This window comes from Klebsiella sp. JN_Kp121, assembly GCF_040062145.1.
In the GTDB taxonomy this organism is placed as follows: Bacteria; Pseudomonadota; Gammaproteobacteria; order Enterobacterales; family Enterobacteriaceae; genus Klebsiella; species Klebsiella aerogenes.
In genome coordinates, this window is record NZ_JBEAHX010000002.1 from 399,380 (window position 1) to 425,078 (window position 25,699).

26 protein-coding genes and 1 pseudogene are annotated in these 25,699 nt (G+C 56.1%); 15 read left to right on the forward strand and 12 right to left on the reverse strand.

Annotated elements, in window-relative coordinates; translation table 11 throughout:
• Positions 1 to 110: 110 nt before the first annotated feature.
• The gene (gene hchA, locus ABLU86_RS04545) at positions 111 to 962 is read left to right on the forward strand and encodes a glyoxalase III HchA (protein WP_015366159.1); all 852 of its coding nucleotides are present in this window, start codon (positions 111 to 113) and stop codon (positions 960 to 962) included.
• 23 nt (positions 963 to 985) lie between these two features.
• The gene (locus tag ABLU86_RS04550) at positions 986 to 1,963 is read left to right on the forward strand and encodes an NAD(P)H-quinone oxidoreductase (protein ID WP_047057950.1); all 978 of its coding nucleotides are present in this window, start codon (positions 986 to 988) and stop codon (positions 1,961 to 1,963) included.
• A 43-nt stretch (positions 1,964 to 2,006) separates the two neighbouring features.
• Here the strand turns inward: ABLU86_RS04550 and gdhA are convergent, their stop codons facing one another.
• Positions 2,007 to 3,350 (reverse strand): NADP-specific glutamate dehydrogenase, encoded by a 1,344-nt coding sequence (gene gdhA / locus ABLU86_RS04555; RefSeq protein ID WP_348795957.1) that lies wholly within the window; start codon positions 3,348 to 3,350, stop codon positions 2,007 to 2,009.
• 190 nt (positions 3,351 to 3,540) lie between these two features.
• Positions 3,541 to 3,939: a pyrimidine (deoxy)nucleoside triphosphate diphosphatase gene (locus tag ABLU86_RS04560; protein ID WP_015366162.1), complete on the reverse strand. Its 399-nt coding sequence runs from the start codon at positions 3,937 to 3,939 to the stop codon at positions 3,541 to 3,543.
• Positions 3,940 to 4,039: 100 nt separating this feature from the next.
• Here ABLU86_RS04560 and ABLU86_RS04565 point away from each other — a divergent pair, with 100 nt between their 5' ends.
• On the forward strand, positions 4,040 to 4,672 hold the full coding sequence (locus ABLU86_RS04565; RefSeq protein WP_020078548.1) for a CDP-alcohol phosphatidyltransferase family protein: 633 nt from the start codon (positions 4,040 to 4,042) through the stop codon (positions 4,670 to 4,672).
• A 5-nt stretch (positions 4,673 to 4,677) separates the two neighbouring features.
• Here ABLU86_RS04565 and ABLU86_RS04570 read toward each other — a convergent pair whose 3' ends face one another.
• The 8 genes from ABLU86_RS04570 to xthA all read right to left on the reverse strand — a co-directional run bounded on the left by ABLU86_RS04570 (position 4,678) and on the right by xthA (position 12,320).
• Positions 4,678 to 5,985 (reverse strand): rhodanese-like domain-containing protein, encoded by a 1,308-nt coding sequence (locus tag ABLU86_RS04570; RefSeq protein ID WP_042892712.1) that lies wholly within the window; start codon positions 5,983 to 5,985, stop codon positions 4,678 to 4,680.
• Positions 5,986 to 6,060: 75 nt separating this feature from the next.
• Complete coding sequence (locus ABLU86_RS04575; protein ID WP_032711855.1) at positions 6,061 to 6,705, reverse strand: ATP-binding cassette domain-containing protein; 645 nt, start codon at positions 6,703 to 6,705, stop codon at positions 6,061 to 6,063.
• Positions 6,705 to 8,237 (reverse strand): thiamine ABC transporter permease, encoded by a 1,533-nt coding sequence (locus tag ABLU86_RS04580; RefSeq protein ID WP_042892709.1) that lies wholly within the window; start codon positions 8,235 to 8,237, stop codon positions 6,705 to 6,707. Before ABLU86_RS04580 ends, ABLU86_RS04575 begins: the two co-directional genes overlap by 1 nt.
• Positions 8,210 to 9,388 (reverse strand): ABC transporter substrate-binding protein, encoded by a 1,179-nt coding sequence (locus tag ABLU86_RS04585; RefSeq protein WP_348795958.1) that lies wholly within the window; start codon positions 9,386 to 9,388, stop codon positions 8,210 to 8,212. Before ABLU86_RS04585 ends, ABLU86_RS04580 begins: the two co-directional genes overlap by 28 nt.
• 9 nt (positions 9,389 to 9,397) lie before the next feature.
• Positions 9,398 to 9,961, reverse strand: a complete 564-nt coding sequence (locus ABLU86_RS04590; protein ID WP_015366168.1) for a carboxymuconolactone decarboxylase family protein — start codon at positions 9,959 to 9,961, stop codon at positions 9,398 to 9,400.
• On the reverse strand, positions 9,958 to 10,662 hold the full coding sequence (locus ABLU86_RS04595; RefSeq protein WP_015366169.1) for a TVP38/TMEM64 family protein: 705 nt from the start codon (positions 10,660 to 10,662) through the stop codon (positions 9,958 to 9,960). Before ABLU86_RS04595 ends, ABLU86_RS04590 begins: the two co-directional genes overlap by 4 nt.
• Positions 10,655 to 11,314: a TVP38/TMEM64 family protein gene (locus ABLU86_RS04600; protein ID WP_045360465.1), complete on the reverse strand. Its 660-nt coding sequence runs from the start codon at positions 11,312 to 11,314 to the stop codon at positions 10,655 to 10,657. Before ABLU86_RS04600 ends, ABLU86_RS04595 begins: the two co-directional genes overlap by 8 nt.
• Positions 11,315 to 11,513: 199 nt before the next feature.
• Complete coding sequence (gene xthA / locus ABLU86_RS04605; protein ID WP_015366172.1) at positions 11,514 to 12,320, reverse strand: exodeoxyribonuclease III; 807 nt, start codon at positions 12,318 to 12,320, stop codon at positions 11,514 to 11,516.
• A 446-nt stretch (positions 12,321 to 12,766) separates the two neighbouring features.
• Here xthA and ABLU86_RS04610 point away from each other — a divergent pair, with 446 nt between their 5' ends.
• The 5 genes from ABLU86_RS04610 (at position 12,767) to spy (ending at position 18,376) form a co-directional block, all read left to right on the forward strand.
• On the forward strand, positions 12,767 to 13,987 hold the full coding sequence (locus ABLU86_RS04610; protein WP_015705769.1) for an aspartate aminotransferase family protein: 1,221 nt from the start codon (positions 12,767 to 12,769) through the stop codon (positions 13,985 to 13,987).
• Positions 13,984 to 15,018 (forward strand): arginine N-succinyltransferase, encoded by a 1,035-nt coding sequence (gene astA, locus ABLU86_RS04615; RefSeq protein ID WP_015366175.1) that lies wholly within the window; start codon positions 13,984 to 13,986, stop codon positions 15,016 to 15,018. The genes ABLU86_RS04610 and astA overlap by 4 nt, the downstream gene beginning before the upstream one ends.
• Positions 15,015 to 16,490 carry a succinylglutamate-semialdehyde dehydrogenase gene (gene astD, locus ABLU86_RS04620; RefSeq protein WP_048228879.1) on the forward strand — a complete coding sequence of 492 codons (1,476 nt, stop codon included), beginning with the start codon at positions 15,015 to 15,017 and terminating at the stop codon, positions 16,488 to 16,490. Before astA ends, astD begins: the two co-directional genes overlap by 4 nt.
• A 73-nt stretch (positions 16,491 to 16,563) precedes the next feature.
• The gene (gene astE / locus ABLU86_RS04625; protein WP_348795959.1) at positions 16,564 to 17,526 is read left to right on the forward strand and encodes a succinylglutamate desuccinylase; all 963 of its coding nucleotides are present in this window, start codon (positions 16,564 to 16,566) and stop codon (positions 17,524 to 17,526) included.
• Positions 17,527 to 17,893: 367 nt separating this feature from the next.
• Positions 17,894 to 18,376 carry an ATP-independent periplasmic protein-refolding chaperone Spy gene (gene spy, locus ABLU86_RS04630; protein ID WP_015366179.1) on the forward strand — a complete coding sequence of 161 codons (483 nt, stop codon included), beginning with the start codon at positions 17,894 to 17,896 and terminating at the stop codon, positions 18,374 to 18,376.
• Between the two features lie 91 nt (positions 18,377 to 18,467).
• On the opposite strand, the gene cho is transcribed toward spy, so the two are convergent.
• Positions 18,468 to 19,331, reverse strand: a complete 864-nt coding sequence (gene cho / locus ABLU86_RS04635) for an excinuclease Cho (protein ID WP_348795960.1) — start codon at positions 19,329 to 19,331, stop codon at positions 18,468 to 18,470.
• Between the two features lie 101 nt (positions 19,332 to 19,432).
• Positions 19,433 to 20,260, reverse strand: coding sequence for an ammonia-dependent NAD(+) synthetase (gene nadE / locus ABLU86_RS04640; RefSeq protein WP_015366181.1), 828 nt, complete (start codon positions 20,258 to 20,260; stop codon positions 19,433 to 19,435).
• 295 nt (positions 20,261 to 20,555) lie between these two features.
• Here nadE and osmE point away from each other — a divergent pair, with 295 nt between their 5' ends.
• From osmE to ABLU86_RS04675, 7 genes and pseudogenes are all read left to right on the forward strand, one after another.
• The gene (osmE, locus tag ABLU86_RS04645) at positions 20,556 to 20,894 is read left to right on the forward strand and encodes an osmotically-inducible lipoprotein OsmE (RefSeq protein WP_015366182.1); all 339 of its coding nucleotides are present in this window, start codon (positions 20,556 to 20,558) and stop codon (positions 20,892 to 20,894) included.
• Between the two features lie 275 nt (positions 20,895 to 21,169).
• A complete protein-coding gene (gene chbB, locus ABLU86_RS04650) occupies positions 21,170 to 21,490 on the forward strand; it encodes a PTS N,N'-diacetylchitobiose transporter subunit IIB (protein WP_015366183.1) in 321 nt (106 codons plus the stop codon).
• 70 nt (positions 21,491 to 21,560) lie between these two features.
• A pseudogene (locus ABLU86_RS04655) lies at positions 21,561 to 21,626 on the forward strand (hypothetical protein); the annotation flags it as partial.
• Between the two features lie 11 nt (positions 21,627 to 21,637).
• Positions 21,638 to 22,996: a PTS N,N'-diacetylchitobiose transporter subunit IIC gene (gene chbC / locus ABLU86_RS04660; RefSeq protein WP_015366184.1), complete on the forward strand. Its 1,359-nt coding sequence runs from the start codon at positions 21,638 to 21,640 to the stop codon at positions 22,994 to 22,996.
• 52 nt (positions 22,997 to 23,048) lie between these two features.
• Positions 23,049 to 23,396 carry a PTS N,N'-diacetylchitobiose transporter subunit IIA gene (gene chbA, locus ABLU86_RS04665; RefSeq protein ID WP_015366185.1) on the forward strand — a complete coding sequence of 116 codons (348 nt, stop codon included), beginning with the start codon at positions 23,049 to 23,051 and terminating at the stop codon, positions 23,394 to 23,396.
• 12 nt (positions 23,397 to 23,408) lie between these two features.
• The gene (gene chbR / locus ABLU86_RS04670; RefSeq protein ID WP_026612280.1) at positions 23,409 to 24,248 is read left to right on the forward strand and encodes a transcriptional regulator ChbR; all 840 of its coding nucleotides are present in this window, start codon (positions 23,409 to 23,411) and stop codon (positions 24,246 to 24,248) included.
• Between the two features lie 102 nt (positions 24,249 to 24,350).
• Positions 24,351 to 25,697 carry a 6-phospho-beta-glucosidase gene (locus ABLU86_RS04675; RefSeq protein ID WP_015366187.1) on the forward strand — a complete coding sequence of 449 codons (1,347 nt, stop codon included), beginning with the start codon at positions 24,351 to 24,353 and terminating at the stop codon, positions 25,695 to 25,697.
• Positions 25,698 to 25,699: the final 2 nt, after the last annotated feature.

Below are 25,699 nucleotides of genomic sequence, written 5' to 3' on the forward strand. Positions count from 1 at the left end.
TCCGCCTGAGGGCGCTTAACCCGGATGAGGGTTTTCCCACATATCATTTCTGCCTCCCTGCTCTAAAATAGGGTTATTGATGTTAAAGAAGGGATAAAAAGGAAAAGATGATGAGCGAACAAATCAGTAAACAACCGCAAGTTGACCACGCTGAAGAGAATGCTTTTTTCCCTTCAGCCTACTCCCTTAGTCAGTTTACCAGCCCGGTGTCCGATCTCAGCGGCGCTGATTATGCATCAGGGTATCGCGGGCGGCGGAAAGTGCTGGTTATCGCCGCCGATGAACGTTACCTGCCTACCGATAACGGCACGCTCTTTTCGACCGGTAATCATCCGGTAGAGACGCTGCTGCCGATGTACCATCTGCACGCCGCAGGTTTCGATTTTGATATTGCGACGCTCTCCGGGCAAATGGTCAAGTTCGAATACTGGGCGATGCCGCGCGAAGACCAAAAGATTATGCCGTTCTTCGAGCGTTATCTGCCGCAGTTCCGCCAGCCGCTGGCGCTTTCAGATGTTGTGGGGCAACTGGGGGCTGATAGCGACTATGCGGCGGTATTTATTCCCGGCGGCCACGGTGCGCTTATCGGCCTGCCGGAGAGCGAAGCCGTCGCCGAAACGCTGCGCTGGGCGCTGCGGCACGATCGGTTTGTGATTTCGCTCTGTCACGGCCCGGCGGCGTTTCTCGCATTACGTCATGGGGAGAATCCGTTAAACGGTTATGCCATTTGCGCGTTTCCGGATGCTGCCGATAAACAAACGCCGGATATCGGCTATATGCCCGGTCACCTGACCTGGTATTTTGGCGAAGCGCTGAAAGCGATGGGGCTGGAAATCGTAAACAGCGATATTAAAGGTCGTGTGCATCAGGATCGTAAAGTGCTGACCGGGGACAGTCCTTTTGCGGCAAATGCGCTCGGTCAACTGGCGGCAAAAGCGTTGCTCGACGAATATGCAAAGTAACAGCAATCTGATGAGGGGGAGCAGTGAAATATATCTCAATTAGTCACCCGGGCGGCCCGGAGGTTCTTCAGATTGGTGAAGGCGACATCCCTTCGGTTGGTGATAACGACGTCCTGATCCAGGTGAAAGCCGCTGGCGTCAATCGGCCGGATATCTTACAGCGGCAGGGCGTTTATCCGATGCCGGAAGGAGTAACGCCGATACCCGGGCTGGAAGTCGCTGGAGTGGTCGCGGCGGTAGGAGCGCAGGTGACGGATTTTCATCCCGGCGATAAAGTTTGCGCTCTGACCAACGGCGGAGGCTATGCGGAGTATTGCGCGGTACCGGCGGGGCAAACGTTGCCAATACCGCCTGGGCTGAGTTTTAGCGAAGCGGCGGCGATACCTGAAACTTTCTTTACCGTGTGGGCCAACCTGTTTCAGATGGGCAGGGCGCAACCTCATGAAAGCGTACTGATTCACGGCGGGGCCAGCGGCATCGGGACAACGGCGATCCTGCTGTGTCATGAGTTAGGTATGAAAGTCTATACCACCGTTGGGCAGGAAGAAAAAGTGGCGGCGTTGCGTCCTTATGCCACGGCTATCAATTACAAAACCGATGATTTCGCTGAGAAAATCAATCAGCTGACCGATGGTAAAGGCGTCGACGTTATTCTCGATATCGTGGGTGGCCCCTATTTTAATCGTAATCTGGAACTGCTGAAGCGAGATGGGCGGCTGGTGATTATTGGCTTTATGGGCGGGCGAATCGCCCATGATGTTGATATTCAAACCTTGATGCTCAAGCGCGCGACCGTGACCGGTTCAACGATGCGCGGACGAAGCGCGGAAGAAAAAAGGCAGATCGCTCAGGCGCTACAGCACCATGTCTGGCCGCTGCTGTCGCAGGGTAAATGTAAACCGCTGATTTACGCCAGCTATCCGATGGCTGAAATCGCGCAGGCGCATGCCTGCCTCGATAGCGGTAATCACCTGGGGAAAGTGGTGATTACCATGGAGTAGCGTTGATATCCCCGACGCCGGGCGTCGGGGATAAAGACACAGATTAAATCACACCCTGCGCCAGCATGGCGTCAGCGACCTTGACGAAGCCGGCGATATTGGCGCCGCGGACGTAGTTGATCTGCTTCTCTTCACCGCCGTATTCGACGCAGGCGTGGTGAATATCCAACATGATGTGATGCAAACGCGCATCCACTTTCTCCGCTTTCCAGCCCATACGCGCGGCGTTCTGCGCCATTTCAAGGCCGGATGTGGCGACGCCGCCGGCGTTGGCAGCTTTGCCCGGCGCGAACAGCACGCCAGCATCGAGGAATAGATCGGTGGCGGCAATGGTGGTGGGCATGTTAGCGCCTTCGGCAACCGCTTTAACGCCATTGGCGATCAGCATTTGCGCGGCATCGACATCCAGTTCGTTCTGGGTCGCGCACGGCAGCGCGATATCTACCGGCACTGACCACGGCTGCTGGCCTTCGAGGTAGGTCAGACCGAATTCGCGCGCGTAATCGGCAACGCGACCGTGGCTGCGCTCTTTAATGTCGATCAGACGGGCCAGTTTTTCTTTAGTGAAGCCGGCTTCGTCTACCACCGTACCGTTGGAATCGGAAGCGGTAATGACGCGCGCGCCGAATTCCATGGCTTTCTCAATGGCGAACTGCGCCACGTTGCCGGATCCGGATACCGCGACGCGCATCCCTTCGAAGCCCAGGCCGTGGCGCTTGAGCATCGCTTCTGTAAAGTAAACCAGACCGTAACCGGTAGCCTCCGGGCGGATGAGACTGCCGCCGAAGGAGAGACCTTTGCCGGTGAAGACGCAGGCGCTATTGTTGGAAAGCTTGCGCATCATGCCGGCCATAAAGCCGACTTCGCGGCCGCCAACGCCGATGTCGCCCGCGGGTACGTCGGTGTCCGGGCCGAGGTGACGATACAGTTCCGTCATCAAGGCCTGGCAGAAGCGCATCACTTCGCCGTCGCTTTTACCTTTCGGGTCGAAATCGCTGCCGCCTTTACCGCCGCCCATCGGCAGCGTGGTGAGGGCGTTTTTGAAGGTCTGTTCGAAGCCCAGGAACTTAAGGATCGACAGGTTGACCGACGGGTGGAAGCGCATGCCGCCTTTGTATGGGCCAATCGCGGAGTTAAACTGCACGCGCCAGGCGCGGTTAACCTGCACCTGATTGCGATCGTCAACCCAGACGACGCGGAACTGGATGACGCGCTCCGGTTCGACCAGGCGTTCCAGCAAATTGAGCTGACGATAGCGCGGATTCTGTTCAAGGAACGGCCACAGAGTGGTCATCACTTCGCGGACGGCTTGGGCGAATTCAGTTTGATGCGGGTCGCGCTGTTGAACGCGGGCGAGAAAACTTTCCAGAGTACACGCCTGATCCATAGATGTAATTTCCCCTTACGGTTGTGGTTGCTTGTTATTTTTTATACACGGCCTTGAAAAAGCCAATTTTCCGACTATAACACCGGAAATAGTTAGGCTGACAAGGAAAAATTGAGCGCGGAGAAAAATTTATAATCCGACAAGGGTCATAACTAAAAACGATGACCCAGGCCGAAGATGGGAGGAGAAACTAACCTGCCTGTTGAGCGATAAAGGCATTCAGCAGAGGAATATCCGCCGGCGCCAGATCAAATTCTAATGCTTGCGACGGCGTACACCAGCGCAGTTCGCTATGGTAATGAGCGACCGGTTCACCGCTAAACTCGCCAATCCACCAGGCATGCAGGTGGATCAAACGTCCGGAGACTTCCCGTTGATGGCTGGCGATATAGCGGGTTGGCCTCGCAACGATAGCCAACTCCTCTTCCAGTTCGCGCGCTAACGCCTGCGGCTGGCTTTCGCCATGTTCGACTTTGCCGCCGGCGAACTCCCACAGCCCAGGCTGATCGGCATGCGGCGGGCGCTGCGCCAGCAGGATTTTACCGTCGCGTTCGATAATCGCGGCGACAACATCAATGATTTTTTGCATAGTTGTCCTGAATCATTCAAATACCGGCCTTGCTTATAATGGCGTATTATCTCCGTCTTTCCCCTGTACCGACAACCTTTTAGCCTGATGGAGCGTCACCGTGCTTGATAGCCGCCTGCATCCCCGATTGAAGCCCGTCCTGAATGCCATCGCCCGCGGGCTCGATCGTCCGGGGATCTCCCCTGACGGCCTGACGCTTTTCGGTTTTGCTATCGGCGTGCTGGCGCTGCCGTTTCTGGCGCTCGGCTGGTACGGCGCCGCGCTGGCGGCCATTGTGCTGAACCGGTTGCTGGATGGCCTGGATGGCGCGCTGGCGCGGCGGCGTGGTCTCACCGACGCCGGCGGATTTCTGGATATCTCGCTCGATTTTTTGTTTTACGCGCTGGTGCCGTTCGGTTTTATTGTTGCCGACCCGGCGCAAAATGCGCTGGCGGGCGGCTGGCTGCTGTTTGCGTTTATCGGCACCGGCAGCAGTTTCCTGGCGTTTGCGACACTCGCGGCAAAGCATCAAATTGCCAATCCGGGCTATGCGCATAAATCATTTTATTATCTTGGCGGGTTGACTGAAGGAACGGAGACAATCCTGCTATTTGTGCTGTGTTGCCTGTTTCCGGCGCACTTCACCTGGCTGGCGTGGTGTTTCGGCGCGTTATGCTGGCTGACGACCTTCACCCGTATCTGGAGCGGCTACCTGACGCTGAGGGAGGCGCAAAGCCACAACCTCCCTCAGTAGGCGGATTATTTGCTGCTGTCCGGGCCGCGTTCGCCGGTGGCTACCGGATTTTGCGGATTAGCGCTCCATTCGTACCAGCCGCCGTCGTAAACGGAGACGTTTTTCCAGCCCATCGCTCTGGCGTACATGAAGGTCTCTGAGGCGCGCCAGCCTGTGCCACAGTAAAACGAGACCTGCTGGTTGGGCAGAATGTTCCACTGTTTCCACATCGCCGCGATATCGTCGGCGCTGCGCATCGTGCCGTCCGGATTATGGAAGTCTTCCATATGGGTGGAATCGCTGCCGGCATGGCCCCAGCGGGCGCCGGCAATATCGCCCTTCGGCTTGATGTAGCTGTAGCCGCTGGTGGTGCCGATAAATTCCGGCCACGAACGGACGCTGACCAGCGACGCATCCTGGCGGTGTAGTAACCCACGCGCCTGTTCGGTATTGAGCATTAACTGCGGCTGACCGGGGATCGGCGCGCCGAAATCGGTCACCGCTTTTTCTGCGTCTGGCATACCGCGCTCGACCGGCAGATTCGCGTCGGACCAGCTTTTCCAACCGCCGTCGAGCAGGCGGACATCTTTCACCCCGGCATACAGCATGATCTGCGCGACGCGCGCGGCGGCGTAGACGTCGCGGCCGTACAGAATCACCGTGGTGTCATGGCGAATACCGTGTTTAGCCAGCATCGCTTTTAGCTGTTCATCGGACACTTTGTTCCACAGCGGCTCGCTTTCCACTTCATTGGTATCGATATAACCGGCGCCGGGAATGTGATTCAGCAGATAAAATTTCGGCGCGCCCCAGGCCACTTCAAACAGTTTCCAGTCGCCCTGCGGGGCGGCGGTAACGGTTTTACCTTGCTGTAAATCGTGGATCCACTGCGGATAGACCAGCTGCTCAAAGTGCGGCAGCTTCTGCAGGCGCTCGCCCTGACTGAAAGCGTCGCTAAGCGTGCTGAGTTTGGTGAATCCGGCTTCTTTCAGGCGCGCCGCAACCCTGGCGTTATCGTCAGCGCCGCCATATAACGCGATTGGCGTATCGGCCTGCAGCCGGTGCTGAGTAGCCCAAGCACGCAGTTGTTCGTCGCTCATTGCGCCAAGCCAGGTAGCGGAGAGGTTTAGCGCCTGCGGTTCATGGCCCTGTGGGCCGTTGGCGCTTTGCGGCCAACCGTTATAGAAAGCGCTGAAGCGGGTGTCTATCGCTACGCCGTGCAGCTGTTGCAGCGTTGAAAAGTCCAGCGTTGGCATGGTATCAGCAGCGAAAGTAGAGGAAGCAGCAAGCCCCATGAGCAGGGCGAGTGCGGTCAATTGAGAAACACGTTTCATCGAAATGCCCGACGGTAGAAAGAGGAGGGCTCATTCTCTGCTCCTGATAAGGGAATTTCTTTGCGATAACGCAGGTTAGGCGGAATTTGCCTGCCAGGCGGCAATATTAATACAGCGTCCGCCCGGTGGGAGATCCTGGCTGTCGTGAGTCACCAGCACCGCCGGGATTGCCAGCCGGTCAATTTCCGCAAACACCCACTGGCGAAAATCGGCGCGAAGTTCTGCATCCAGGCGATTAAAAGGCTCATCCAGCAGCAGCGCTTGCGGCCTCGCCAGCAGGGCGCGCAGCAGGCTGACGCGCGCGCGCTGTCCGCCGGAGAGCGTGGCCGGATCGCGCGAGGCGAACCCCGGCATGCCAGCGCGCGCCAGCGCTTGCTCAACTTCGCTCTGGCGCGCCGCGCCGCGGATCTCAGCGGGCAGGGCGAGCTGTAAATTGTGCCCCACGCTGAAGTGGTCAAACAGTAGCGCATCCTGAAACAGGATGCCAATGCGTCGCGCTTCAGTGGCGAGCCCGTCGCAGCGGCGTTTGTTGAGCCATAATTCACCTTCGGCGCGAAAGGTGTCGGCAAGCGCGCCGATCATCCAGGCGAAAAGGGTTGATTTACCGCTGCCGGAAGGGCCCATCAGCGCCAACACCTCGCCGGGGGCGACAGAAAAATTTACCCCACACAACAGCGGTTGGCGGTGGAGGGTTAATGTCAGATTGTGAACGGTTAGCATTAGCGTAATCCCCGGCGGCGACGGCCTATAAACCAGGCTATCAGCGCAGTAACCATAAAACAGATCGCCGGTAGCAGCAATTGCCACAGCGCTTGTGCGGCAAGCCGCGTACTGTCGCCGCCGCTGCTCAGCGCGACCGCTTCGCTGGTCAACGTCGGCGTCCGTCCGCCGCCGAGCCACACGGTCGGCAGATATTGCGCGATACTCACCGAAAACCCGACCGCCAGCGCGGTAAGCAGCGGTCGCGCCATTGACGGCAGTTTGACCCACCAGAACAGGCGTCCGCGCCGCCAGCCAAGCGTACGGGCAATCAATAGCAACCGTGGATCCAGATTACGCCACGCCGGGGAGAGGATAAACAGCATCCATGGCACGACCCATAACAGATGCCCCCATAATACCGTCATCAATTGACCATCGAGCCAGCCCACAAGCGCTAATTGATATTGACCATCGGCAAGCGGCAGCGACGGCACGATTAATGGCAGCCATAGTCCGTTATATCTGACGGGACCGAACTCCAGCCACAGCAGGCACAGCGCGGCCCCCAGTATCGCCGCGCCTAACGCCAGCCAGAGGCTGTTGCCGATCGCCTCAGCCGTTGGCTGCGTCCATTGTGAAATGCCAGCCAACAACAACGCGCAAACCAGACCGCAGGCGGGTACCGCCTGCGCCAGAATACGTCCGGTCGCAGCGTTGGCGGGGGCGGCGCGCTTGCCGCATAGTGCGGGAATAGTTTGCCGCCAGCGGCGCCAGCCTACCGAGGCGATGGCCGCGAAGATTAACGTGAACGCCAGCAGCAGCAGGCTGGCCAGCGCGCCTTTCGCCTGTTGCAGCGGATCGCCCTGATTAAGCCATTGCCACGCCAGTACCGCCAGCGTTGGCGGATTTCCCGGACCGATCACCAAAGCGACATCCACCGCCGACAAACTCCAGGCGACGGTGGCCAGCAGAACAAGGCTCATCGATGGCAGCAGTGCCGGCACAATAATCCACTGCAGACATTGCCAGCGGTTGTAGCCGAGGGTTTTCATCACTACGCTTTGGGCCGCCAGCTGTTTTTCACCCAGTACGCCATACGCCACCCACAGTAAAAAAGCGCTCTCTTTAACCGCCATTGTCAGGCCCAGCCCGATACCGTAGCGATCGACCGGTGGGCTCAACGCGGGAAACAGACGATACAGCCAGCCGCCTTCGGCAAATAGCAGCAAGGCGGCGGTGGCGAAGGCGACATGGGGTACCGCCAGCAGCAGCGGTAATCTTCTCGCCAGGCGCTGCCAGCCAGTAGCTGGCCATAATGCGCCAATCACCATCAGGGTGATGAACAGCGCGCCGCCCACCGCCAACAGCGTAGAGACTAGCGTCGCCGCCAGCGCCTGCGGCAACTGCGGATCGCTAAATAGCGCCCGCCAGGCCGCGGCGTCGACGGCAGGTATCGCCATCAGCGCGGCGGCGGGAAGCAGGGGGAGGTAGATAAGCGCTATCGCTCCCCATGTCAGCGCAATTAGTGGGTACCGTAGCGGCGCAACCATTCCTGCTCCAGCGCGTCAACCCAGGCGGCGTGCGGTTCAGCCAGCATTGGCGGCGTCGCTTTCGGCTGCACGGCGTAAAATGCGGCGCGCTGAGCGTCGTTGAGTTTTTCGGGATCGAGTACGCTGGGATCGCCCCAGATCTGCGGATCGGCTTTGCGTAGCTGAGCCTGCGGCGACAGCAGGAAGTTAGCCACCACCTGTGCGCCCGCCGTCGCGCGGGCGTTGGCGGGGATGGCGACAAAATGCACGTTGCCGAGCATCCCTTGTTTAAAACCGAAGCTATAACTGTCTGGCGGAAGTTCGCCGCTGGCGGCTTTTTGCTGCCCATGCAGCGGATTGAAGGTCAGCGATAGTTGTAGCGTGCCTTGCGCCAGCATCGCGTCCATCCGCGCCGGCGACAGCGGAAAATCGCGGCCCTGGCGCCAGAGCAGCGGGTGTAGCCTGTCGAGATAGGCCCAAAGCGGAGCGGTCACCGCGGCGAAACTTGTCTCCTGCGGCGGCTGGCGCAGGGCCTCTGGCCGATCGGTCAACGCAACCAGCAACTGCTCAAGGAAAGCGGTGCCGGTAAAATCCGGCGGCCGCGGATAGGTGACGCTGCCTGGATGTGCTGTGGCGAAAGCCAGTAGCGCTTGTGCGCTGTCCGGTGGTTGAGCCAGCTGCGATCGGCGGGCGATAAAAGTCAGCTGCGCGCTGCCCCACGGGGATTCCGCTCCGTCGGTGGCGATGGAGAAATCTTCCCGAACCGGTTTTCGCGTATCGACGTAGCGCCAGTTAGGCAGCTTCTCGGCCCAGTCGCTGCGCAGTAAATTCGCCTGCTTCAATGTGCGGAAATTCTCGCCATTAATCCACAATAAATCGATTGAACCGCCGCGGGAACGCCCGGCACGCGCCTCGGTCTGAATACGCTTGACCGCATCGGCGGCATCGGCGATATGTACAATACGCAGATCGACGGCGTAATCCCGTTTCACTTCGGCGCAGACCCAGTCGAGGTAACGGTTAACCGCCGGGTCTCCGCCCCAGGCGTTGAACCACACCGTCTGGCCGCGTGCCTGCTGGCTGATGCTCTGCCAGTTCTCGTCGGCGTTGGCGAGAGTCGGGGCCAGCAGCAGTGCGGCAAGCCAAATTAAACAATAACGCAGACTGCGCATATTGACTCCTTAGGGATGAGTGTCGGAAACATCGGGCTTCGGGATTTGGCACAGGCCCTGCGCCGGGATCGCCAGCGCGGAATTAAAGCGTGCGGATAAATTTTGCAGGCCGATCAGTGCGGTTAGCTCGGTTAACGCCTGGGCATCGAACTGCTGCGCTAGCCGGGCGCGCAGCGCATCATCGACGGCGGGCGGCGTCATGCTCGCCGCTTCGGCATATTCCAGCGCCAACCGTTCGCTATCGCTGAATAATCCGCTATTGCGCCAGTCGTTAACCGCCAATAGTTTTTCGCTGCCGCCTGCGCGCTGCGCCAGTTTCATGCTGGTGATATCAATGCAAAATTCACAGTGACACAGCTGGGCGATACGGGCGCTCACCAACGAGCGTAGCAGCGGATCGAGCGGCGAGCGTCGGCGTTCCAGATATCCGACAAACATGGAGACCAGATAAAACGCCAGCGGGATGCGCCCCCACCAGCGGATAGGGCTGAGCACCGCGCCATAATGGCGACGGTGTAGCCACGCCTGCGGGCGCAGGATCAATGGAATCGACGTTAACGGCGGTAGATTCATGGCGATTTCCTGTTGTGATGCGCAACGTATTGCGCTTTGACTATCGCGACTACGATAGCTAAAGCGAACAAAATAGATAAACCGCTGAGCAGCCAGAACAGCCCCCCCGTCAGCAGGCTTCCGGCCCACGAGTAGACGATAGTCGCCGGTAATTGGCCGACGCCGGTGGCAAACATAAAATGGCGAAAGCGGATTGAGGTTAGCCCAGCGGCGTAACTCACCGGATCGAAAGGGACGAAGGGCAGCAGGCGGCAAACCAGGATGGTGTGCTTGCCGTAGCGCCTAAAAAAACCATCTACGCTCTGTAATACCGCCTTGCCGGTTAGTTTTTCTACCACTTCACGGCCCAGTACGCGGGCAATAAAAAAGCACAACGCCGCGCCAGCCATCGCGCTGACCCATGACAATACACCGCCCCACAGTGCGCCGAACAGCGAAGCGTTGGCAAAGGTAATTAAAAATGCCGGCAGCGGCGCGACAATCGCCTGCAGGATCATCAGCCCGAAAGAGACCAGGGCTGCCAGCGGACCATAAGCGTGAATAAAACGCTCCAGCGCTTGCTGATCGAGGGTGGCAAACGCGCTGAAGCTATGTTGCACAAAGGAGCGTACGCCCGGTATTAACCACCAGCCGACGAGCGCTGCCAGTGCCAGCAGGATGATAGCGCCGCGTAAGAGCCACAGCCGTTTTCTGTTATCCATTTTTATCGCTTACCGCGGATGTTGCGACACTAATGCGTTTATAGCGGCCATAACGTCTGGCGGCCTGAGTTAATACAAAGAGCATCAGGCCGGCAATGCTGAGTTTGCCAATAAAAGCCAGGGTGATGCCATCGCGGGCCAGTTCGCTAGCCATAAAAGTATAAATAAACAATCCCGGTAGGGTGGCGATGGTGGAGATAAACGTAAAGGACCAGAAGGGGATCGCCGTCAGCCCATAAGCATAATTCTGCAGATTATAAGGGAACAGCGGCACCAGCCTGGTGAAAATCAGAAAATCGCAGCCGCTGTGGGCAATACCGCGCTCGAACGCCTGAAAAACGGCGTGGTGACCGCAATAGCGCTGTAGCGCTTCGCGACCCAGCCAGCGGGCCAGCAGGAACGACAGCGATGAGGCGACAGTCGCGGCGATAAGCGAGAGTAGCGTGCCCAACCAGGGGCCGAATATCATACCGCCGACGATGACTAACGCGCTGCCTGGCATCAGACACAAGGTGGCGATGATAAACAGCAGGATATAAAGCGCATAACCTGCGCTACCGCTGTGCAGAATAAGCAATTGAAGATCGTGAAGGTGGCTGAACAGTCTCGTCAGCCCGGCGTGCTGAACAAGCCATGCCAGTAGGGCAAACAGGAGTACGGCAAACAGCAGTTTATAGCGTGTCGGGTAACGGCTTCTTTTGCATGAGGGTCTCCTGTCTTCGTTTTGTCCGGCAGGAAACGCCGGGTGCGCGCGACAGTATAGTAAATTGCCGCGAGCGACAATGTATACCGTTCACTTTATTGATTTTGCTCAGGATAGCGGGGCTCCGCGCCGGAGCCCCAAAGAAGAGTTATGGTTTAAAGGTTGCCCATACCGGCGCATGATCGGAAGGCTTTTCCATCCCGCGGATGTCGTAATCGATGCCGGTTTCGACGCAGCGCTGAGCCAGCGGCGAGCTTGCCAGCAGCAGGTCGATACGCAGACCGCGGTTGTCATCAAAACCTTTAGAGCGGTAATCGAACCATGAAAAGCGGTCATGATTATCGGGGTTGGCGTGACGCCAGGTATCGACCAGGCCCCAGCCCAGCAGGCGATCCATCCATTCACGCTCTTCCGGCAGGAAGGAACATTTACCGGTGCGCAGCCAGCGCTTACGGTTCTCTTCGCCAATGCCGATATCAAGATCGGTAGGGCTAATGTTCATATCGCCCATGATAAGCACCGGATTTTCTTTGTTCAACTCGGTATCGAGGTAGTTCTGCAGATTCTGATAAAACGCCGCTTTCGCCGGAAATTTAGTCTCGTGGTCACGGCTCTCTCCTTGCGGGAAATAGCCGTTAATTACCGTGACATTACCAAACGGCGAGGGAATTTCCGCCATGATGATGCGGCGTTGCGCATCTTCGCCGTCGCCCGGGAAGCCGCGACGCACGGCTATCGGAGTCTCTTTGGTCAGCAGCGCGACGCCGTAATGGCCTTTTTGCCCATGGTAAAAGACGTTGTAACCCAGCTTTGCCACCTCTTCGAGAGGAAACATATCGTCGTGTACTTTGGTTTCCTGGAGGCCGATAACATCGGGCTGATGTTTATCGACGATGGCGGCCAGTTGATGGGGGCGGGCACGCAGGCCGTTGATATTAAAAGAGATGAATTTCATAGTCGCTGCCACTGTGCAAGGTGAATAGTGCAAGGATGTTAGCAGAATTTCATCATGGTGGCTGCCGACAGGTGGTTAATTCTACCGATTACTGCGGTTGGCGAGCGAATCGCACAAATTATGCACCGTTTTGGCGCATGTCGCGCCAAAAAAGCGCAGATATCTACGATAAATTTCGTAGAGGATCACAATTACAGAATTATATCTTATCGCTGCATAACTTCTCGTCGTTTTCCTCTATCCAGCGCCGTTTATTTGATGATTATTCACTAATTATGCATTTTTATTGAATAGTTAGTATCTGTAACTCATTGATATCGCGTGATTGAGCTCAATTTATGCATTTTTGCCTCTGGCTGGCACGATGCGTGCAATCTACATTTACAGCGTAATAACTCATAAATTTTAACATTGTGCTTACTTTTAATTTACCGGAAGAGGTCGATATGTCTCAGTCAATTACGCGTAGCAATTTTGATCAATGGATGATGCCGGTATATGCGCCGGCGGCTTTTATTCCGGTACGCGGCGAAGGTTCACGGTTGTGGGATCAGCAGGGGAAAGAGTATATCGATTTTGCCGGCGGTATCGCGGTGAATGCGCTGGGACACGCTAATCCACAGCTAGTAAAAGCGCTGACCGAGCAGGCGGGAAAATTCTGGCATACCGGTAACGGCTATACCAACGAACCGGCGCTGCGCCTTGCCAAAAAGCTTATCGACGCCACTTTTGCCGACCGCGTTTTCTTTTGTAACTCCGGCGCCGAAGCCAACGAAGCGGCGCTGAAACTGGCGCGTAAATACGCCCACGATCATTACGGCAGCCACAAAAGCGGCATTGTCGCGTTCAAAAACGCCTTCCACGGACGCACGTTGTTCACCGTATCTGCAGGTGGCCAACCTTCCTATTCGCAGGATTTTGCGCCGCTGCCGCCGCAGATCCAACATGCTACCTATAACGACCTCGACTCGGCGCGGGCGCTGATTAATGACGACACCTGCGCGGTGATCGTCGAGCCGATGCAGGGCGAGGGCGGCGTGGTGCCGGCGAAAGCGGAATTTTTGCGCGGCCTGCGTGAACTGTGCGATCAGCACAACGCGCTACTGATTTTTGATGAGGTTCAAACTGGCGTCGGTCGTACCGGCGAATTGTATGCCTATATGCACTACGGGGTGACGCCGGATGTCCTGTCGACGGCGAAAGCGCTGGGCGGCGGCTTCCCGATCGGCGCGCTGTTGGCGACGGAAAAATGCGCCAGCGTGATGACCGTCGGCACCCATGGCACGACCTACGGTGGTAACCCACTCGCCACCGCTGTTGCCGGGGAGTTACTGTCTATCGTCAATACCCCGACGCTTTTGAACGGCGTTAAACAGCGTCACCAGTGGTTTAGCGAACGCCTGAGCGCGATTAACGCCAAATACGGCCTGTTCAAGGAAATTCGCGGACTGGGGCTGCTGATTGGCTGTGTACTGAACGACGAATATGCCGGGAAAGCTAAAGCCATTAGTACCCAGGCGGCGGAAGACGGGCTGATGGTACTGATTGCCGGGGCAAACGTCGTTCGCTTCGCTCCGGCCCTTAACGTGAGCGAGGAAGAGGTGAACACCGGTCTCGATCGCTTTGAGCTGGCCTGCCGTCACTTCCTTGCGGGAGTTTCATCATGATGGTGATCCGACCGGTTGAAAAAGCCGATTTGCCGGGGCTGATGGCCCTGGCGGGAGAAACCGGCGGCGGCCTGACGTCGCTGCCGGCGGACGAACCCACGTTGGCTGCCCGCATTGAACGCTCCCAGCGGACCTGGCGCGGCGAACTGCCGAAAAGCGAACAGGGCTATGTCTTTGTGCTGGAAGATAGCGTCAGCGGCGCGGTCGTTGGGATCTGCGCGATTGAAGTCGCCGTTGGCCTCAACGATCCCTGGTACAACTATCGGGTCGGCACGCAGGTACATGCATCAAAAGAGCTCAACGTTTATCACGCGCTGCCGACGCTGTTCCTTAGCAACGATCACACCGGCTGTAGCGAACTCTGCACGCTGTTTCTCGATCCGGCATGGCGTAAAGAGGGTAACGGCTACCTGTTGTCGAAATCGCGACTGCTGTTTATGGCCGGTTTCCGCGACCGCTTTAATGACAAAGTGGTTGCCGAGATGCGCGGCGTGATTGATGAGCATGGCTATTCGCCGTTCTGGGAAAGCCTCGGCAAGCGCTTCTTCGCGATTGAATTTTCCCGCGCCGACTATCTCTCCGGCACCGGTAAAAAAGCGTTTATCGCCGCACTAATGCCAAAACATCCGTTATATATCGACTTTCTCTCCGATGAAGCGCGGGCGGTCATCGGCCAGGTTCATCCGCAAACGGCGCCTGCGCGTGCGGTACTGGAAAAAGAAGGCTTCCGTTTTAACAACTACATCGACATTTTCGACGGCGGCCCGACGCTGGAGTGCGAAATCGACCGGGTGCGGGCGATACGCAAAAGCCGCCTGCTGACGGTGGAAGAAGGGCAGCCTGCGCCTGGAGAGTGGCCGCAGTGTCTGGTCACCAACGAGCAGTATCAGCAGTTCCGCGCCATCCTGGTCCATGCCGACCCGGATAGCGAAACGTTGCTGCTGAGCGCGCGTGAGCTGGATACGCTGAAATGCCATCCAGGCGACCGCGTACGGATGGTCCGCCTGATCCCGGAGGAGAAAGCATCATGAGTTTATGGATTAACGGCGAATGGCAAAGCGGGCGTGGCCCGCAGCGCAGTAAATATAACCCGGTCAACCAGGCGCTGCTGTGGCAGGGAAATGACGCCGACGCCGGGCAGGTCGCGCTGGCGGTTAGCGCCGCGCGTCAGGCTTTTCCCGCCTGGGCCCGCCTGCCATTTAGCGCGCGTCAGGGGATCGTCGAGAAGTTTGCGGCGCTGCTGGAAGCGAACAAAAGCCAGCTGACGGCGATTATTGCCGCTGAGACCGGTAAACCACGCTGGGAGGCGGCCACGGAAATTACCGCCATGATAAATAAGGTGGCAATCTCAGTGCGCGCCTACCATAGCCGCACCGGCGAGAGCGAGACGGCGATGGCCGACGGCGCCGCCACCCTGCGCCACCGTCCCCACGGGGTACTGGCGGTGTTCGGGCCGTATAACTTCCCGGGCCATTTACCTAACGGACACATCGTACCGGCGCTACTCGCCGGTAATACCATCGTCTTTAAACCCAGCGAGCTTACGCCGCAAAGTGGCGAAGCGGTGGTTAAACTGTGGGCTGAGGCGGGCTTACCCGCTGGAGTCGTGAATCTACTGCAGGGCGGCCGGGAGACCGGCGAGGCGCTGAGCGGGCAGGCGGATATCGACGGTCTCTTGTTCACCGGCAGCTCCGCGACCGGTTTCCAACTGCATCGTCAACTGGCCGGGCAGCCGCAAAAAATCCTCGCCCTTGAAATGGGCGGCAATAACCCGCTGATTGTTGACGAGCCGCAGGATATTGACGCAGCGGTTCACCTGACTATCCAGTCGGCATTTATCACCGCCGGGCAGCGTTGTACCTGCGCGCGCCGCCTATTGGTCAAGCGCGGCACGACGGGCGATGCGTTTTTGCAGCGTTTAGTGACGGTGTCACAACGTCTTATTCCCGGCGAGTGGGATGCGCAGCCGCAGCCGTTCCTGGGCGGGCTGGTATCGCCGCAGGCCGCGCAAAAGGTGCATCAGGCCTGGCTTGGGCACGTGGCGAGCGGCGGACAGACGTTACTGGAGCCGCGTCTGTTGCGCGACGGCACTTCGCTGCTGACGCCGGGGATCATCGACATGAGCAACGTGCAGCAGGTGGCGGATGAAGAAGTCTTTGGCCCGCTGTTGTGCGTGTGGCGCTATGACGATTTCGCGCAAGCGATCGCGATGGCTAACGCCACCCGTTTTGGTCTCTCCTGCGGATTGATTTCCGCCGAGCGCGATAAGTTCGAGCGCCTGTTGCTGGAAGCCCGCGCCGGGATAGTCAACTGGAACAAGCCGCTGACCGGCGCCGCCAGTACCGCGCCGTTTGGCGGAACCGGCGCCTCGGGAAATCATCGTCCAGGCGCCTGGTACGCCGCCGATTATTGCGCCTGGCCGATGGCCAGCCTGGAATCTGCCGAACTGGCGCTACCGGAGACGCTCAGTCCGGGTCTGGATTTTTCATCGCAGGCAAGTTGATGAAAGTTCGCGGGGCCGGGATTCTCGGCCCTGCGAGTTTTCCTCGATCCGTTTCAGTAATAGAGGAGGCGTCGTGGACGACTTTCTGGCACTAACTCTGGCGGGGCGCTGGCCGCATCATTTTCATGGCGAAACCGCCCATTTTCGTTGGCACTGGATCGATTGCGGCATCCTGCTGCTGACCCCGCATGCGCGCTGCGAACGTTCACTGGTACTCTCCTGCGGTATTCACGGCAATGAAACCGCGCCGGTGGAGATAGTCAACGCTTTGCTTCAGCAGTTGTTTAGCGGCGAACTCCCGCTGCGCTGGCGTGTGTTGGTGATATTCGGCAACCCGCCGGCGCTGCGGCAAAATAAACGCTATCTCGATAGCGATATGAACCGCATGTTCGGCGAACGCTGGCGCAAGTTCGCGCCCAGTGGGGAAACGGTGCGGGCGCGGCAGTTAGAAAGCGCTGTGACGCGTTTCTTTAGCGATAGCCATGGCGCGCGCTGGCATCTGGATATGCATACCGCTATTCGCGGCTCGCTGCATCCGCGCTTTGGGGTGTTGCCGGCACGCGAGGAGCCGTGGAGCGAAGATTTTCTCAGCTGGCTTGGCGCGGCCGGGCTGGAGGCGCTGGTGTTCCATCAACAACCGGCGGGAACCTTTACCCACTTTAGTTGCGAACGTTTTGCCGCGCTGGCCTGTACGCTGGAGTTGGGCAAAGCGCTGCCTTTTGGCGACAACGATTTAACCCAGTTCTCAGCGACGCAGCGGGCGTTAAGCAGGCTGTTGGTGGGCGATTTGGCGGTGGAAGAAGCGACTGCGCCGCTGCGCTACCGGGTGGTGCAGCAGATCACGCGCCACAGTGACCAGTTCCAGTTGCATATGTCGGGGGAGACGCTCAATTTTACGCCGTTCAGCGCCGGGACGCTGCTGGCGGAGGATGGCGAAACGCGCTATGTCGTCGAAAAGGCGCAAGAGTACGTGCTGTTTCCCAACCCCGGCGTGGCGCCAGGGCTACGGGCTGGGCTGATGCTGGAGCGGTTGTAATTTCCTTTCTTAACTATTCACAGCCGTTGCAGTTCGCGGTTGTGAATATCGAGTGAAATATCACTGCGCGCCAATCTTATTTATTTGTGCCATTGATATGGTTTGCAGATTATTCCTGGTTAAATGCTTTGTTTTTAATCTCCACTGTTTTATAATCTTCACAGTTTCCTTATAAAACAGCCTGTTATTTATTTTTTGTTGCATATCCCTCCTCATTTTCCTTATTTTCTCCACAATTGGTGAGAAAATGTTTTTTACACTTTCATTGTTTTACGCTTGCACTGACTAATTGACGATAAAGCGCGTAAAGTTAATCTCGTCAACACGGCAATGCGCCGTCAGAATAACTGATAGTAAGGACATAACCATGAAGAAGATTACTGCTCTGTTTGTTGCCTCTACGCTGGCTCTGGGTGCTGCTAACCTGGCTCACGCAGCCGATACTACCGCTACCACCCAAACCGACAGCAAACCGATGATGCACCATAAAGGTATGCCGGGTCATCACGATATGATGTTCAAAGACTTGAACCTGACCGATGCGCAAAAGCAGCAGGTTCGCGACATCATGAAAAGCCAACGCCAGAACATGAAACGTCCGTCCCTTGACGAACGTCGCGCCATGCACGATCTGATCGCCAGCGATACTTTCGACAAAGCGAAAGCCAGCGCGCAGATTGATAAGATGGAAGCACAGCATAAAGAGATGATGCTTTCCCGCATGGAAACCCAGAACAAGATTTACAACATCCTGACGCCAGAACAGAAAAAACAGTTCAATGCGAATTTTGAGAAGCATCTGACAGAACGTAAAGCGCCGGAAGGTAAAATGCCTGCACCTGCTGAGTAACTCAGCGCGCGGAATGAAGACCGCCGGTCTTGCCCAATCATTGCCATTAGGCTTTGGGCAGGGCCGGCGGTTTTTTACGTTTGCGAAATCATTAGCCAAGAAGGTGCAGCGGATACTCACCGCTGAGCAATGGCTTACAAAGAATCTTGTAGCCATCGTGATCGAAACCGGCAGGCAGTGTGGTGAGTTTAGCGGCTTGCGCCAGTGAATCTACCGCGCCCAGCCACAGCCAGTTATGAATGATATGGTACTGAACCATATCCGGGCCGCGCTCTTCCAACGCCACCGGACCCGCCCACGGCCAGCACACCAGCCGAAGCTTACTCATTTGCGCCAGCAGCCGCTGGTTATGATCTTCGACGCTCTCTTTACCACAGCAGGCGCCGGCGCAGCGCCCCAGTGCGGAACGAAAACAGGCGCGCCCGCGACTCAGCGGCTCCAGCCCCAGAATGCCATAACACAGACGGTGCTCATCGGCGATGGTTTGTAGCGCCTGTAATGCCGCGCGGCGGTTAGCGAACAGGCCGTACAGGTGCTGCTGATGGGAGAAATCGACTTCTCGCGCATACACAACTTGCGGTTTACCCGACTCCAGCAGCCAGGAGCAGAGCTGTTTATTACGCCGCAGTCGTTTATTAAACAGCGGCTGCTGTTCTTTAATTAACCGCGCTTCAAGTAACAGCGCGCCTAATTCACCGGCGGTGCGTTGCCAACTGATGCGTCGCGCCTGGCGCAACATGGAGGCCTCATCAGCGGTACGCAAATGCGACAGCACCCGGCTGCGGATATTCACGCTCTTACCGATATAAAGCGGCAGCGTCTCGCTTTCACCATGGAACTGATACACCCCAGGCAGCTTTGGCAAGGCCTCCAGCCATGGGCGCAAATGTTCGGGATACTCATAGATTGCCGCCGCTTCAAACTCCAGACGCGGGGCAGATTGTTTTCTGGCCACAACAACTCCTGATACTGTGCATGCATCCAGTATAGCAGGCGAGTTTTGCGGCGAAAAGGACAAAAAATAACCCCGGCGCTGGCCGGGGTGTCGGGAAGCCGTTACTTCTTCCAGAAATCGTCGAAGACGGTGATTGGCGGGCGGCGCTTATGCTCGGTTTTCAGATACCAGCCTTCGATGGTTTTGGCGATGTTCTCATCCAGCGTTTTGCCTTCCAGATAGTCATCAATATTTTCGTAGGTTACGCCCAGCGCGACTTCATCCGGCAGAGAAGGGCGGTCATCTTCGAGGTCGGCGGTCGGCTGCTTCATATAAAGGTGCTCAGGACAGCCCAACTGCGCCAGTAGTTGTTTGCCCTGACGTTTATTGAGACGGAAGATCGGGTTAATGTCGGTACCGCCATCGCCGTATTTGGTAAAGAAGCCGGTGATCGCTTCTGCGGCATGGTCTGTTCCCACGACCACGCCTTTGGTCATGCCGGCGATACTGTATTGCGCTTTCATTCGCTCACGGGCTTTCTCGTTGCCGCGAACAAAGTCGCTCAGCTCAATACCCGCTTCACGCAACGCCTGCTCGCTGGCCAGCACCGCGCCTTTGATATTGACGGTCAGCACACGGTCAGGCTGGATAAATTCGATGGCATCCTGGCAATCCTGCTCATCGGCCTGGATGCCATAGGGCAGGCGTACGGCGATAAATTGCAGGCTCCGATCGCCGCTTTCAGCCCGCAGCTCATCGATCGCCATCTGGCATAGTTTGCCGGTAAGGGTGGAATCCTGGCCGCCGCTAATGCCGAGCACCAGTGATTTAATGAACGGATAGGTCTGCAGATAGGATTTCAGGAAATCCACGCTGCGTCGAATTTCGCCTTCGACATCAATCTGCGGCTTCGCGCCCAGCGCCTGGATAATTTGTTGTTGAAGCGTCATTACGCCCTCCGGAAAGTGAGCCTGTATGGCAACCAGCATGGTCTAAAACTACCTCTTTGCTGCCGAAACGACAAGGCTGGTACCGCTGACTGACGGAAAAGAAGGCAACCAATGGCATAGCATTTATTTATGGTGCGGGAAAACATCGGTAGTGGAGTACGTTCCGTCGCTGATTTTTTGCTCACATCTGGTTACCAGAAAAGTTCTGAATTTACATGAATTCGACGTTTGGCTTGAAAAATAACGCTTTTTATTCCAGGCTTAAAACACGCCGATTACATAATGAGGACGGAATATGAACAAAAAATTAGCAGGATTGATGGGCGCAGCAGCAGTATTAACCATGCTGGCAGGGTGTACGGCCTATGACCGCACCAAAGACCAGTTCACACAGCCAGTTGTTAAGGATGTCAAAAAAGGCATGACCCGTAGCCAGGTTATGCAGATTGCCGGTAAACCGTCGTCTGAAGTCACCATGATTCACGCGCGCGGAACCTGCCAGACTTATATCCTGGGTCAACGGGATGGTAAAATTGAAACCTACTTTGTCGCGCTGGACGAGACCGGCCACGTGATGAACTCCGGCTACCAGACCTGCGCCGAGTACGACACCGATCCGCGTAACAACAAATAACTACGCGTCACAAGCTGAGAGCTACGAAAGCCCGACTATTGGTCGGGCTTTTTTATGGCGGCTAATGCTTATTTAATTGCGCGAATTATTTGGGGGAAATGTGAGGGTAGTCAAAACGCGAGGTCAATGAGAGACAATTCTGTTCAACAGGGAATTATCCTGCCGCCAAATGTTGCCGTATACTCAATGCATAAACAAAACTAACCGCAAGTTACCAGTCTTACCGGCTCTCAGCCATTGCTGAAGCCCAGGTCCTACACATTGAGGAAGCGTTCATGGAAAAGAAACATATCTATCTGTTCTGCTCGGCTGGCATGTCCACTTCATTACTGGTCTCCAAAATGCGCGCCCAGGCGGAAAAGTATGAAGTCCCGGTAATTATTGAAGCGTATCCTGAAACGCTGGCCGGTGAAAAAGGACCGGAAGCTGATGTTGTATTATTAGGACCCCAAATCGCTTATATGCTGCCGGAAATTCAACGTCTGCTGCCAAACAAGCCGGTAGAGGTCATTGATTCCATTCTGTACGGTAAAGTCGATGGTTTAGGTGTATTGAAGGCGGCCGTCGCGGCCATTAAGAAAGCTGCAGCACAATAATTTTATTTTTTAAACTCGCGATATGTTGGCGTCTGGTCGTTAATTAATACTAGCCGCCACTATATTCAACAGTTTATTTTCCCGTCAAAGAGTAATTTCATACATCATCGCCGTAATATTTTATTGCGGCTTTTAAGGGTATTGACTATGAGTAAAGTGATCGATTCGCTTGAAAAGGTACTCCTTCCTTTTGCAGTTAAAATAGGAAAGCAACCGCACATTAATGCGATTAAAAACGGCTTTATTAAATTAATGCCGCTGACCCTCGCCGGGGCCATGTTCGTATTAATCAACAACGTTTTTCTGAGCTTTGGTGAAGGTTCTTTCTTTTATTCAATGGGGATTCGCCTGGATGCCTCCACCATTGAAACCTTAAACGGCTTTAAAGCCATCGGCGGTAATGTTTACAACGGTACGTTGGGCATTATGTCGCTGATGGCGCCGTTCTTTATCGGCGCCGCGCTGGCCGAAGAGCGTAAAGTCGACCCTATGGCAGCTGGTCTGCTGGCGGTCGCCGCCTTTATGACCGTCACGCCTTATAGCGTGGGTGAAGCCTATGCCGTCGGCGCCAACTGGCTCGGCGGGCAGAACATCATCTCCGGGATGATTATCGGCCTGGTGGTGGCGGAACTGTTCACCTTTGTCATTCGCCGCAACTGGGTCATCAAACTGCCGGATAGCGTGCCGTCATCGGTATCGCGCTCCTTCTCGGCGCTGATCCCGGGCTTCCTGATTTTGTCGGTCTTCGGCATTATTTCGTGGATTCTGTCAAACTACGGCAGCAACTTCCATCAGATCATCATGGACTCCATCTCCACGCCGCTGGCGGCGATGGGCAGCGTCGTTGGCTGGGCGTACGTTATCTTTAACTCCCTGCTGTGGTTCTTCGGGGTGCACGGTTCGCTGGCGCTGACGGCGCTGGATAACGGCATTATGACGCCGTGGGCGCTGGAAAACATCGCGCTGTATAACCAGTATGGCTCTGTCGACGCGGCCATTGAAGCCGGAAAACAGTTCCACTTCTGGGCGAAGCCGATGCTCGACTCCTACATCCTGCTGGGTGGTTCCGGTGCGACGCTGGGTCTGATTATCGCCATCTTCATCGCTTCTCGCCGTGCCGATCATCGTCAGGTGGCTAAACTGGCGCTGCCGTCAGGCATCTTCCAGATTAACGAACCGATTCTGTTCGGCCTGCCGATCATCATGAACCCGGTCATGTTCATCCCGTTCGTGCTGGTACAACCGATTCTGGCCGCGATTACGCTGGCCGCTTACAGCCTGGGCATTATCCCACCAGTGACCAACCTGGCGCCGTGGACGATGCCAACCGGTTTGGGGGCCTTCTTTAACAGTAACGGTAGCGTTGCTGCCCTGTTGGTCGCGCTCTTCAACCTTTGTGTCGCTACTGCCGTGTACCTGCCGTTCGTCATCCTGTCGAACAAAGCGCAGAGCACCATCGAGCAGGAAGAAAGCGAAGAAGATATTGCTAACGCACTGAAATTCTGATGTCGAGCGGTACGGGCTCTCCCCGTACCGCCTGAGAAACGAGGGAAATATTATGTTTGATCTGGATAACATCGACGCGGTAGAAACCCCGGAAAATGACCTCGAAGAGGTGGTGATGGGGCTGATTATCAACTCCGGACAGGCGCGTAGCCTGGCCTATGCGGCGCTGAAGCAGGCGAAGCAGGGAGATTTTGCCGCCGCGAAATCGATGATGGAGCAATCGCGAATGGCGCTGAGTGAAGCGCATCGCGTCCAGACCCAGCTTATTGAAAGCGATGAAGGCGAGGGCAAGATGAAGGTGAGTCTGGTGCTGGTTCATGCGCAGGATCATCTGATGACCTCAATGCTGGCCCGTGAACTGGTGGCCGAATTGATCGAGCTGCACGAGAAGGTACAATAGGCTATCCGAACGATGAGGCAGCCGAAAATGATGACCACAGAGATCAGTACCGCCAGGGAACAACAGCTCTTCAACGGGAAAAACTTTCATGTGGTCATCTATAACAAAACGGAGAGCGTGAGCGGGCTTCACCAGCATGATTACTACGAGTTCACTATCGTTTTAACCGGGCGCTATTATCAGGAAATTAATGGCAAACGGGTGCTGCTGGAGCGCGGGGATTTTGTTTTCATCCCAATGGGGTCGCACCATCAGAGCTTTTATGAATTTGGTGCGACGCGCATTCTTAACGTTGGCATCAGCAGACGCTTCTTTGAGAAACATTATCTGCCGCTGCTGCCGTTCGGGCTGGTCGCCTCTCAGGTCTATGCGGTGCAAAGCGCCTTTCTCAGCTATATCGAGTCGGTTATTGCTTCACTGAATTTTCGCGAGACTGAATTTGACGAATTTATTGAACTGGTCTCGTTTTACACCATTAACCGCTTGCGTCATTATCGTGAAGAGCCCGTTGAAGATGTGATCCCTCACTGGCTGAAAAATACCGTAGAGGATATGCACGATAAAAATAAATTTGGCGAAAGCGCGCTGGAAAATATGGTGCAATTGTCCGGGAAAACGCAAGAATATTTAACCCGGGCGACCCAGCGCTATTATGGTAAGACGCCGATGCAGATCATTAATGATATCCGCATCAATTTCGCGAAAAAACAGCTGGAAATCACCAACTATTCGGTCACTGATATTGCGTATGAATCAGGATATAGCAGCCCAAGTCTGTTTATTAAAACGTTCAAAAGGCTGACTTCATTTACGCCAAGCAGTTATCGCAAACAACTGACCAATATTAATTAACTCGCAGCGGTATTTACCGCGCGGTTTATTCATTCAAGTTAACTGTCCGCATTTATGCGGAGAGCGGTCTACGTCTACGCGTAGCGCCTAAGGGAGAGAGATATGAGCCAGAAATTAAAAGTCGTGACTATTGGCGGCGGCAGCAGCTATACCCCGGAATTACTGGAAGGTTTCCTCAAACGCTATCACGAGCTGCCGGTAACGGAACTGTGGCTGGTGGACGTGGAAGAAGGGCAGGAAAAGCTCGATATCATCCATGCGCTGTGCCAGCGGATGGTGGAAAAAGCCGGCGTGCCGATGAAAGTCTACAAAACTCTCGATCGCCGCGCGGCGCTGGAAGGGGCGGATTTCGTCACCACGCAGCTGCGCGTTGGCCAGCTGAAAGCGCGTGAAAAAGATGAACGTATCCCGCTAAGCCATGGCTATCTTGGCCAGGAAACCAACGGTGCGGGCGGTCTGTTTAAAGGTCTGCGTACCATCCCGGTGATTTTCGATATCGTCAAAGATGTGCAGGAAATTTGCCCCGATGCGTGGATCATTAACTTTACCAACCCGGCGGGTATGGTCACCGAGGCGGTATACCGCCATACCAATTTCAAACGCTTTATCGGCGTGTGCAACATTCCAATCGGTATGAAGATGTTTATTACCGATGTGCTGCAACTGAGCCCGAGCGATGAGTTGAATATCGATCTGTTCGGCCTTAACCACCTGGTGTTCGTTCGCGATGTGCTGGTCAATGGCGTGTCGCGCTTCGATGAACTACTGGACGGCGTGGCTTCTGGCCGTCTGACCGCGAACTCGGTGAAAAATATCTTCGACCTGCCGTTTAGCGAAGGGCTGATTCGCTCACTGCGCCTGATCCCATGCTCATATCTGCTTTATTACTTCAAGCCGAAAGAGATGCTGGCGATTGAGATGGGCGAGTACTACAAAGGCGGCGCGCGCGCTCAGGTCGTACAGAAGGTTGAAAAGCAGCTGTTCGAACTGTACAAAAATCCGGATCTGAACATTAAGCCGAAGGAGCTTGAGCAGCGCGGCGGGGCTTACTACTCTGATGCCGCCTGCGAGGTGATTAATGCCATCTACAATGATAAGCAGGCCGAGCACTATGTGAATATTCCGCACCATGGCCATGTTGATAATATTCCGGCCGACTGGGCGGTAGAAATGACCTGCACGCTGGGCCGCGACGGCGCGAAGCCCACGCCGCGAATCACGCATTTTGATGAAAAAGTGTTGGGGCTGATTTATACCATCAAAGGCTTTGAAGTGGCGGCCAGCCAGGCGGCAATGAGCGGTGAGCTCAATGATGTGCTGCTGGCGCTCAATTTAAGCCCGCTGATTCATTCGGATCGTGATGCCGAACAGTTGGCGCGGGAGATGATCCTCGCCCATGAGAAGTGGCTGCCGAACTTTGCAGCGACTATCGAAAAACTGAAACAGTAACG

Excerpts from the sequence above, each read along its gene's own strand:
- ABLU86_RS04675 (WP_015366187.1), top strand. The coding sequence starts at position 24,351 with ATGAGCCAGAAATTAAAAGTCGTGACTATTGGCGGCGGCAGCAGCTAT.
- chbA (WP_015366185.1), top strand. The coding sequence starts at position 23,049 with ATGTTTGATCTGGATAACATCGACGCGGTAGAAACCCCGGAAAATGAC.
- ABLU86_RS04560 (WP_015366162.1), bottom strand. The coding sequence starts at position 3,939 with ATGCAAAAAATCATTGATGTTGTCGCCGCGATTATCGAACGCGACGGT.
- gdhA (WP_348795957.1), bottom strand. The coding sequence starts at position 3,350 with ATGGATCAGGCGTGTACTCTGGAAAGTTTTCTCGCCCGCGTTCAACAG.
- astD (WP_048228879.1), top strand. The coding sequence starts at position 15,015 with ATGAGTTTATGGATTAACGGCGAATGGCAAAGCGGGCGTGGCCCGCAG.
- chbC (WP_015366184.1), top strand. The coding sequence starts at position 21,638 with ATGAGTAAAGTGATCGATTCGCTTGAAAAGGTACTCCTTCCTTTTGCA.
- ABLU86_RS04610 (WP_015705769.1), top strand. The coding sequence starts at position 12,767 with ATGTCTCAGTCAATTACGCGTAGCAATTTTGATCAATGGATGATGCCG.
- ABLU86_RS04585 (WP_348795958.1), bottom strand. The coding sequence starts at position 9,388 with ATGCGCAGTCTGCGTTATTGTTTAATTTGGCTTGCCGCACTGCTGCTG.
- chbB (WP_015366183.1), top strand. The coding sequence starts at position 21,170 with ATGGAAAAGAAACATATCTATCTGTTCTGCTCGGCTGGCATGTCCACT.
- chbR (WP_026612280.1), top strand. The coding sequence starts at position 23,409 with ATGAGGCAGCCGAAAATGATGACCACAGAGATCAGTACCGCCAGGGAA.
- astA (WP_015366175.1), top strand. The coding sequence starts at position 13,984 with ATGATGGTGATCCGACCGGTTGAAAAAGCCGATTTGCCGGGGCTGATG.
- ABLU86_RS04575 (WP_032711855.1), bottom strand. The coding sequence starts at position 6,705 with ATGCTAACCGTTCACAATCTGACATTAACCCTCCACCGCCAACCGCTG.
- hchA (WP_015366159.1), top strand. The coding sequence starts at position 111 with ATGAGCGAACAAATCAGTAAACAACCGCAAGTTGACCACGCTGAAGAG.
- ABLU86_RS04595 (WP_015366169.1), bottom strand. The coding sequence starts at position 10,662 with ATGGATAACAGAAAACGGCTGTGGCTCTTACGCGGCGCTATCATCCTG.
- spy (WP_015366179.1), top strand. The coding sequence starts at position 17,894 with ATGAAGAAGATTACTGCTCTGTTTGTTGCCTCTACGCTGGCTCTGGGT.
- osmE (WP_015366182.1), top strand. The coding sequence starts at position 20,556 with ATGAACAAAAAATTAGCAGGATTGATGGGCGCAGCAGCAGTATTAACC.
- nadE (WP_015366181.1), bottom strand. The coding sequence starts at position 20,260 with ATGACGCTTCAACAACAAATTATCCAGGCGCTGGGCGCGAAGCCGCAG.
- ABLU86_RS04570 (WP_042892712.1), bottom strand. The coding sequence starts at position 5,985 with ATGAAACGTGTTTCTCAATTGACCGCACTCGCCCTGCTCATGGGGCTT.
- xthA (WP_015366172.1), bottom strand. The coding sequence starts at position 12,320 with ATGAAATTCATCTCTTTTAATATCAACGGCCTGCGTGCCCGCCCCCAT.
- ABLU86_RS04590 (WP_015366168.1), bottom strand. The coding sequence starts at position 9,961 with ATGAATCTACCGCCGTTAACGTCGATTCCATTGATCCTGCGCCCGCAG.
- ABLU86_RS04580 (WP_042892709.1), bottom strand. The coding sequence starts at position 8,237 with ATGGTTGCGCCGCTACGGTACCCACTAATTGCGCTGACATGGGGAGCG.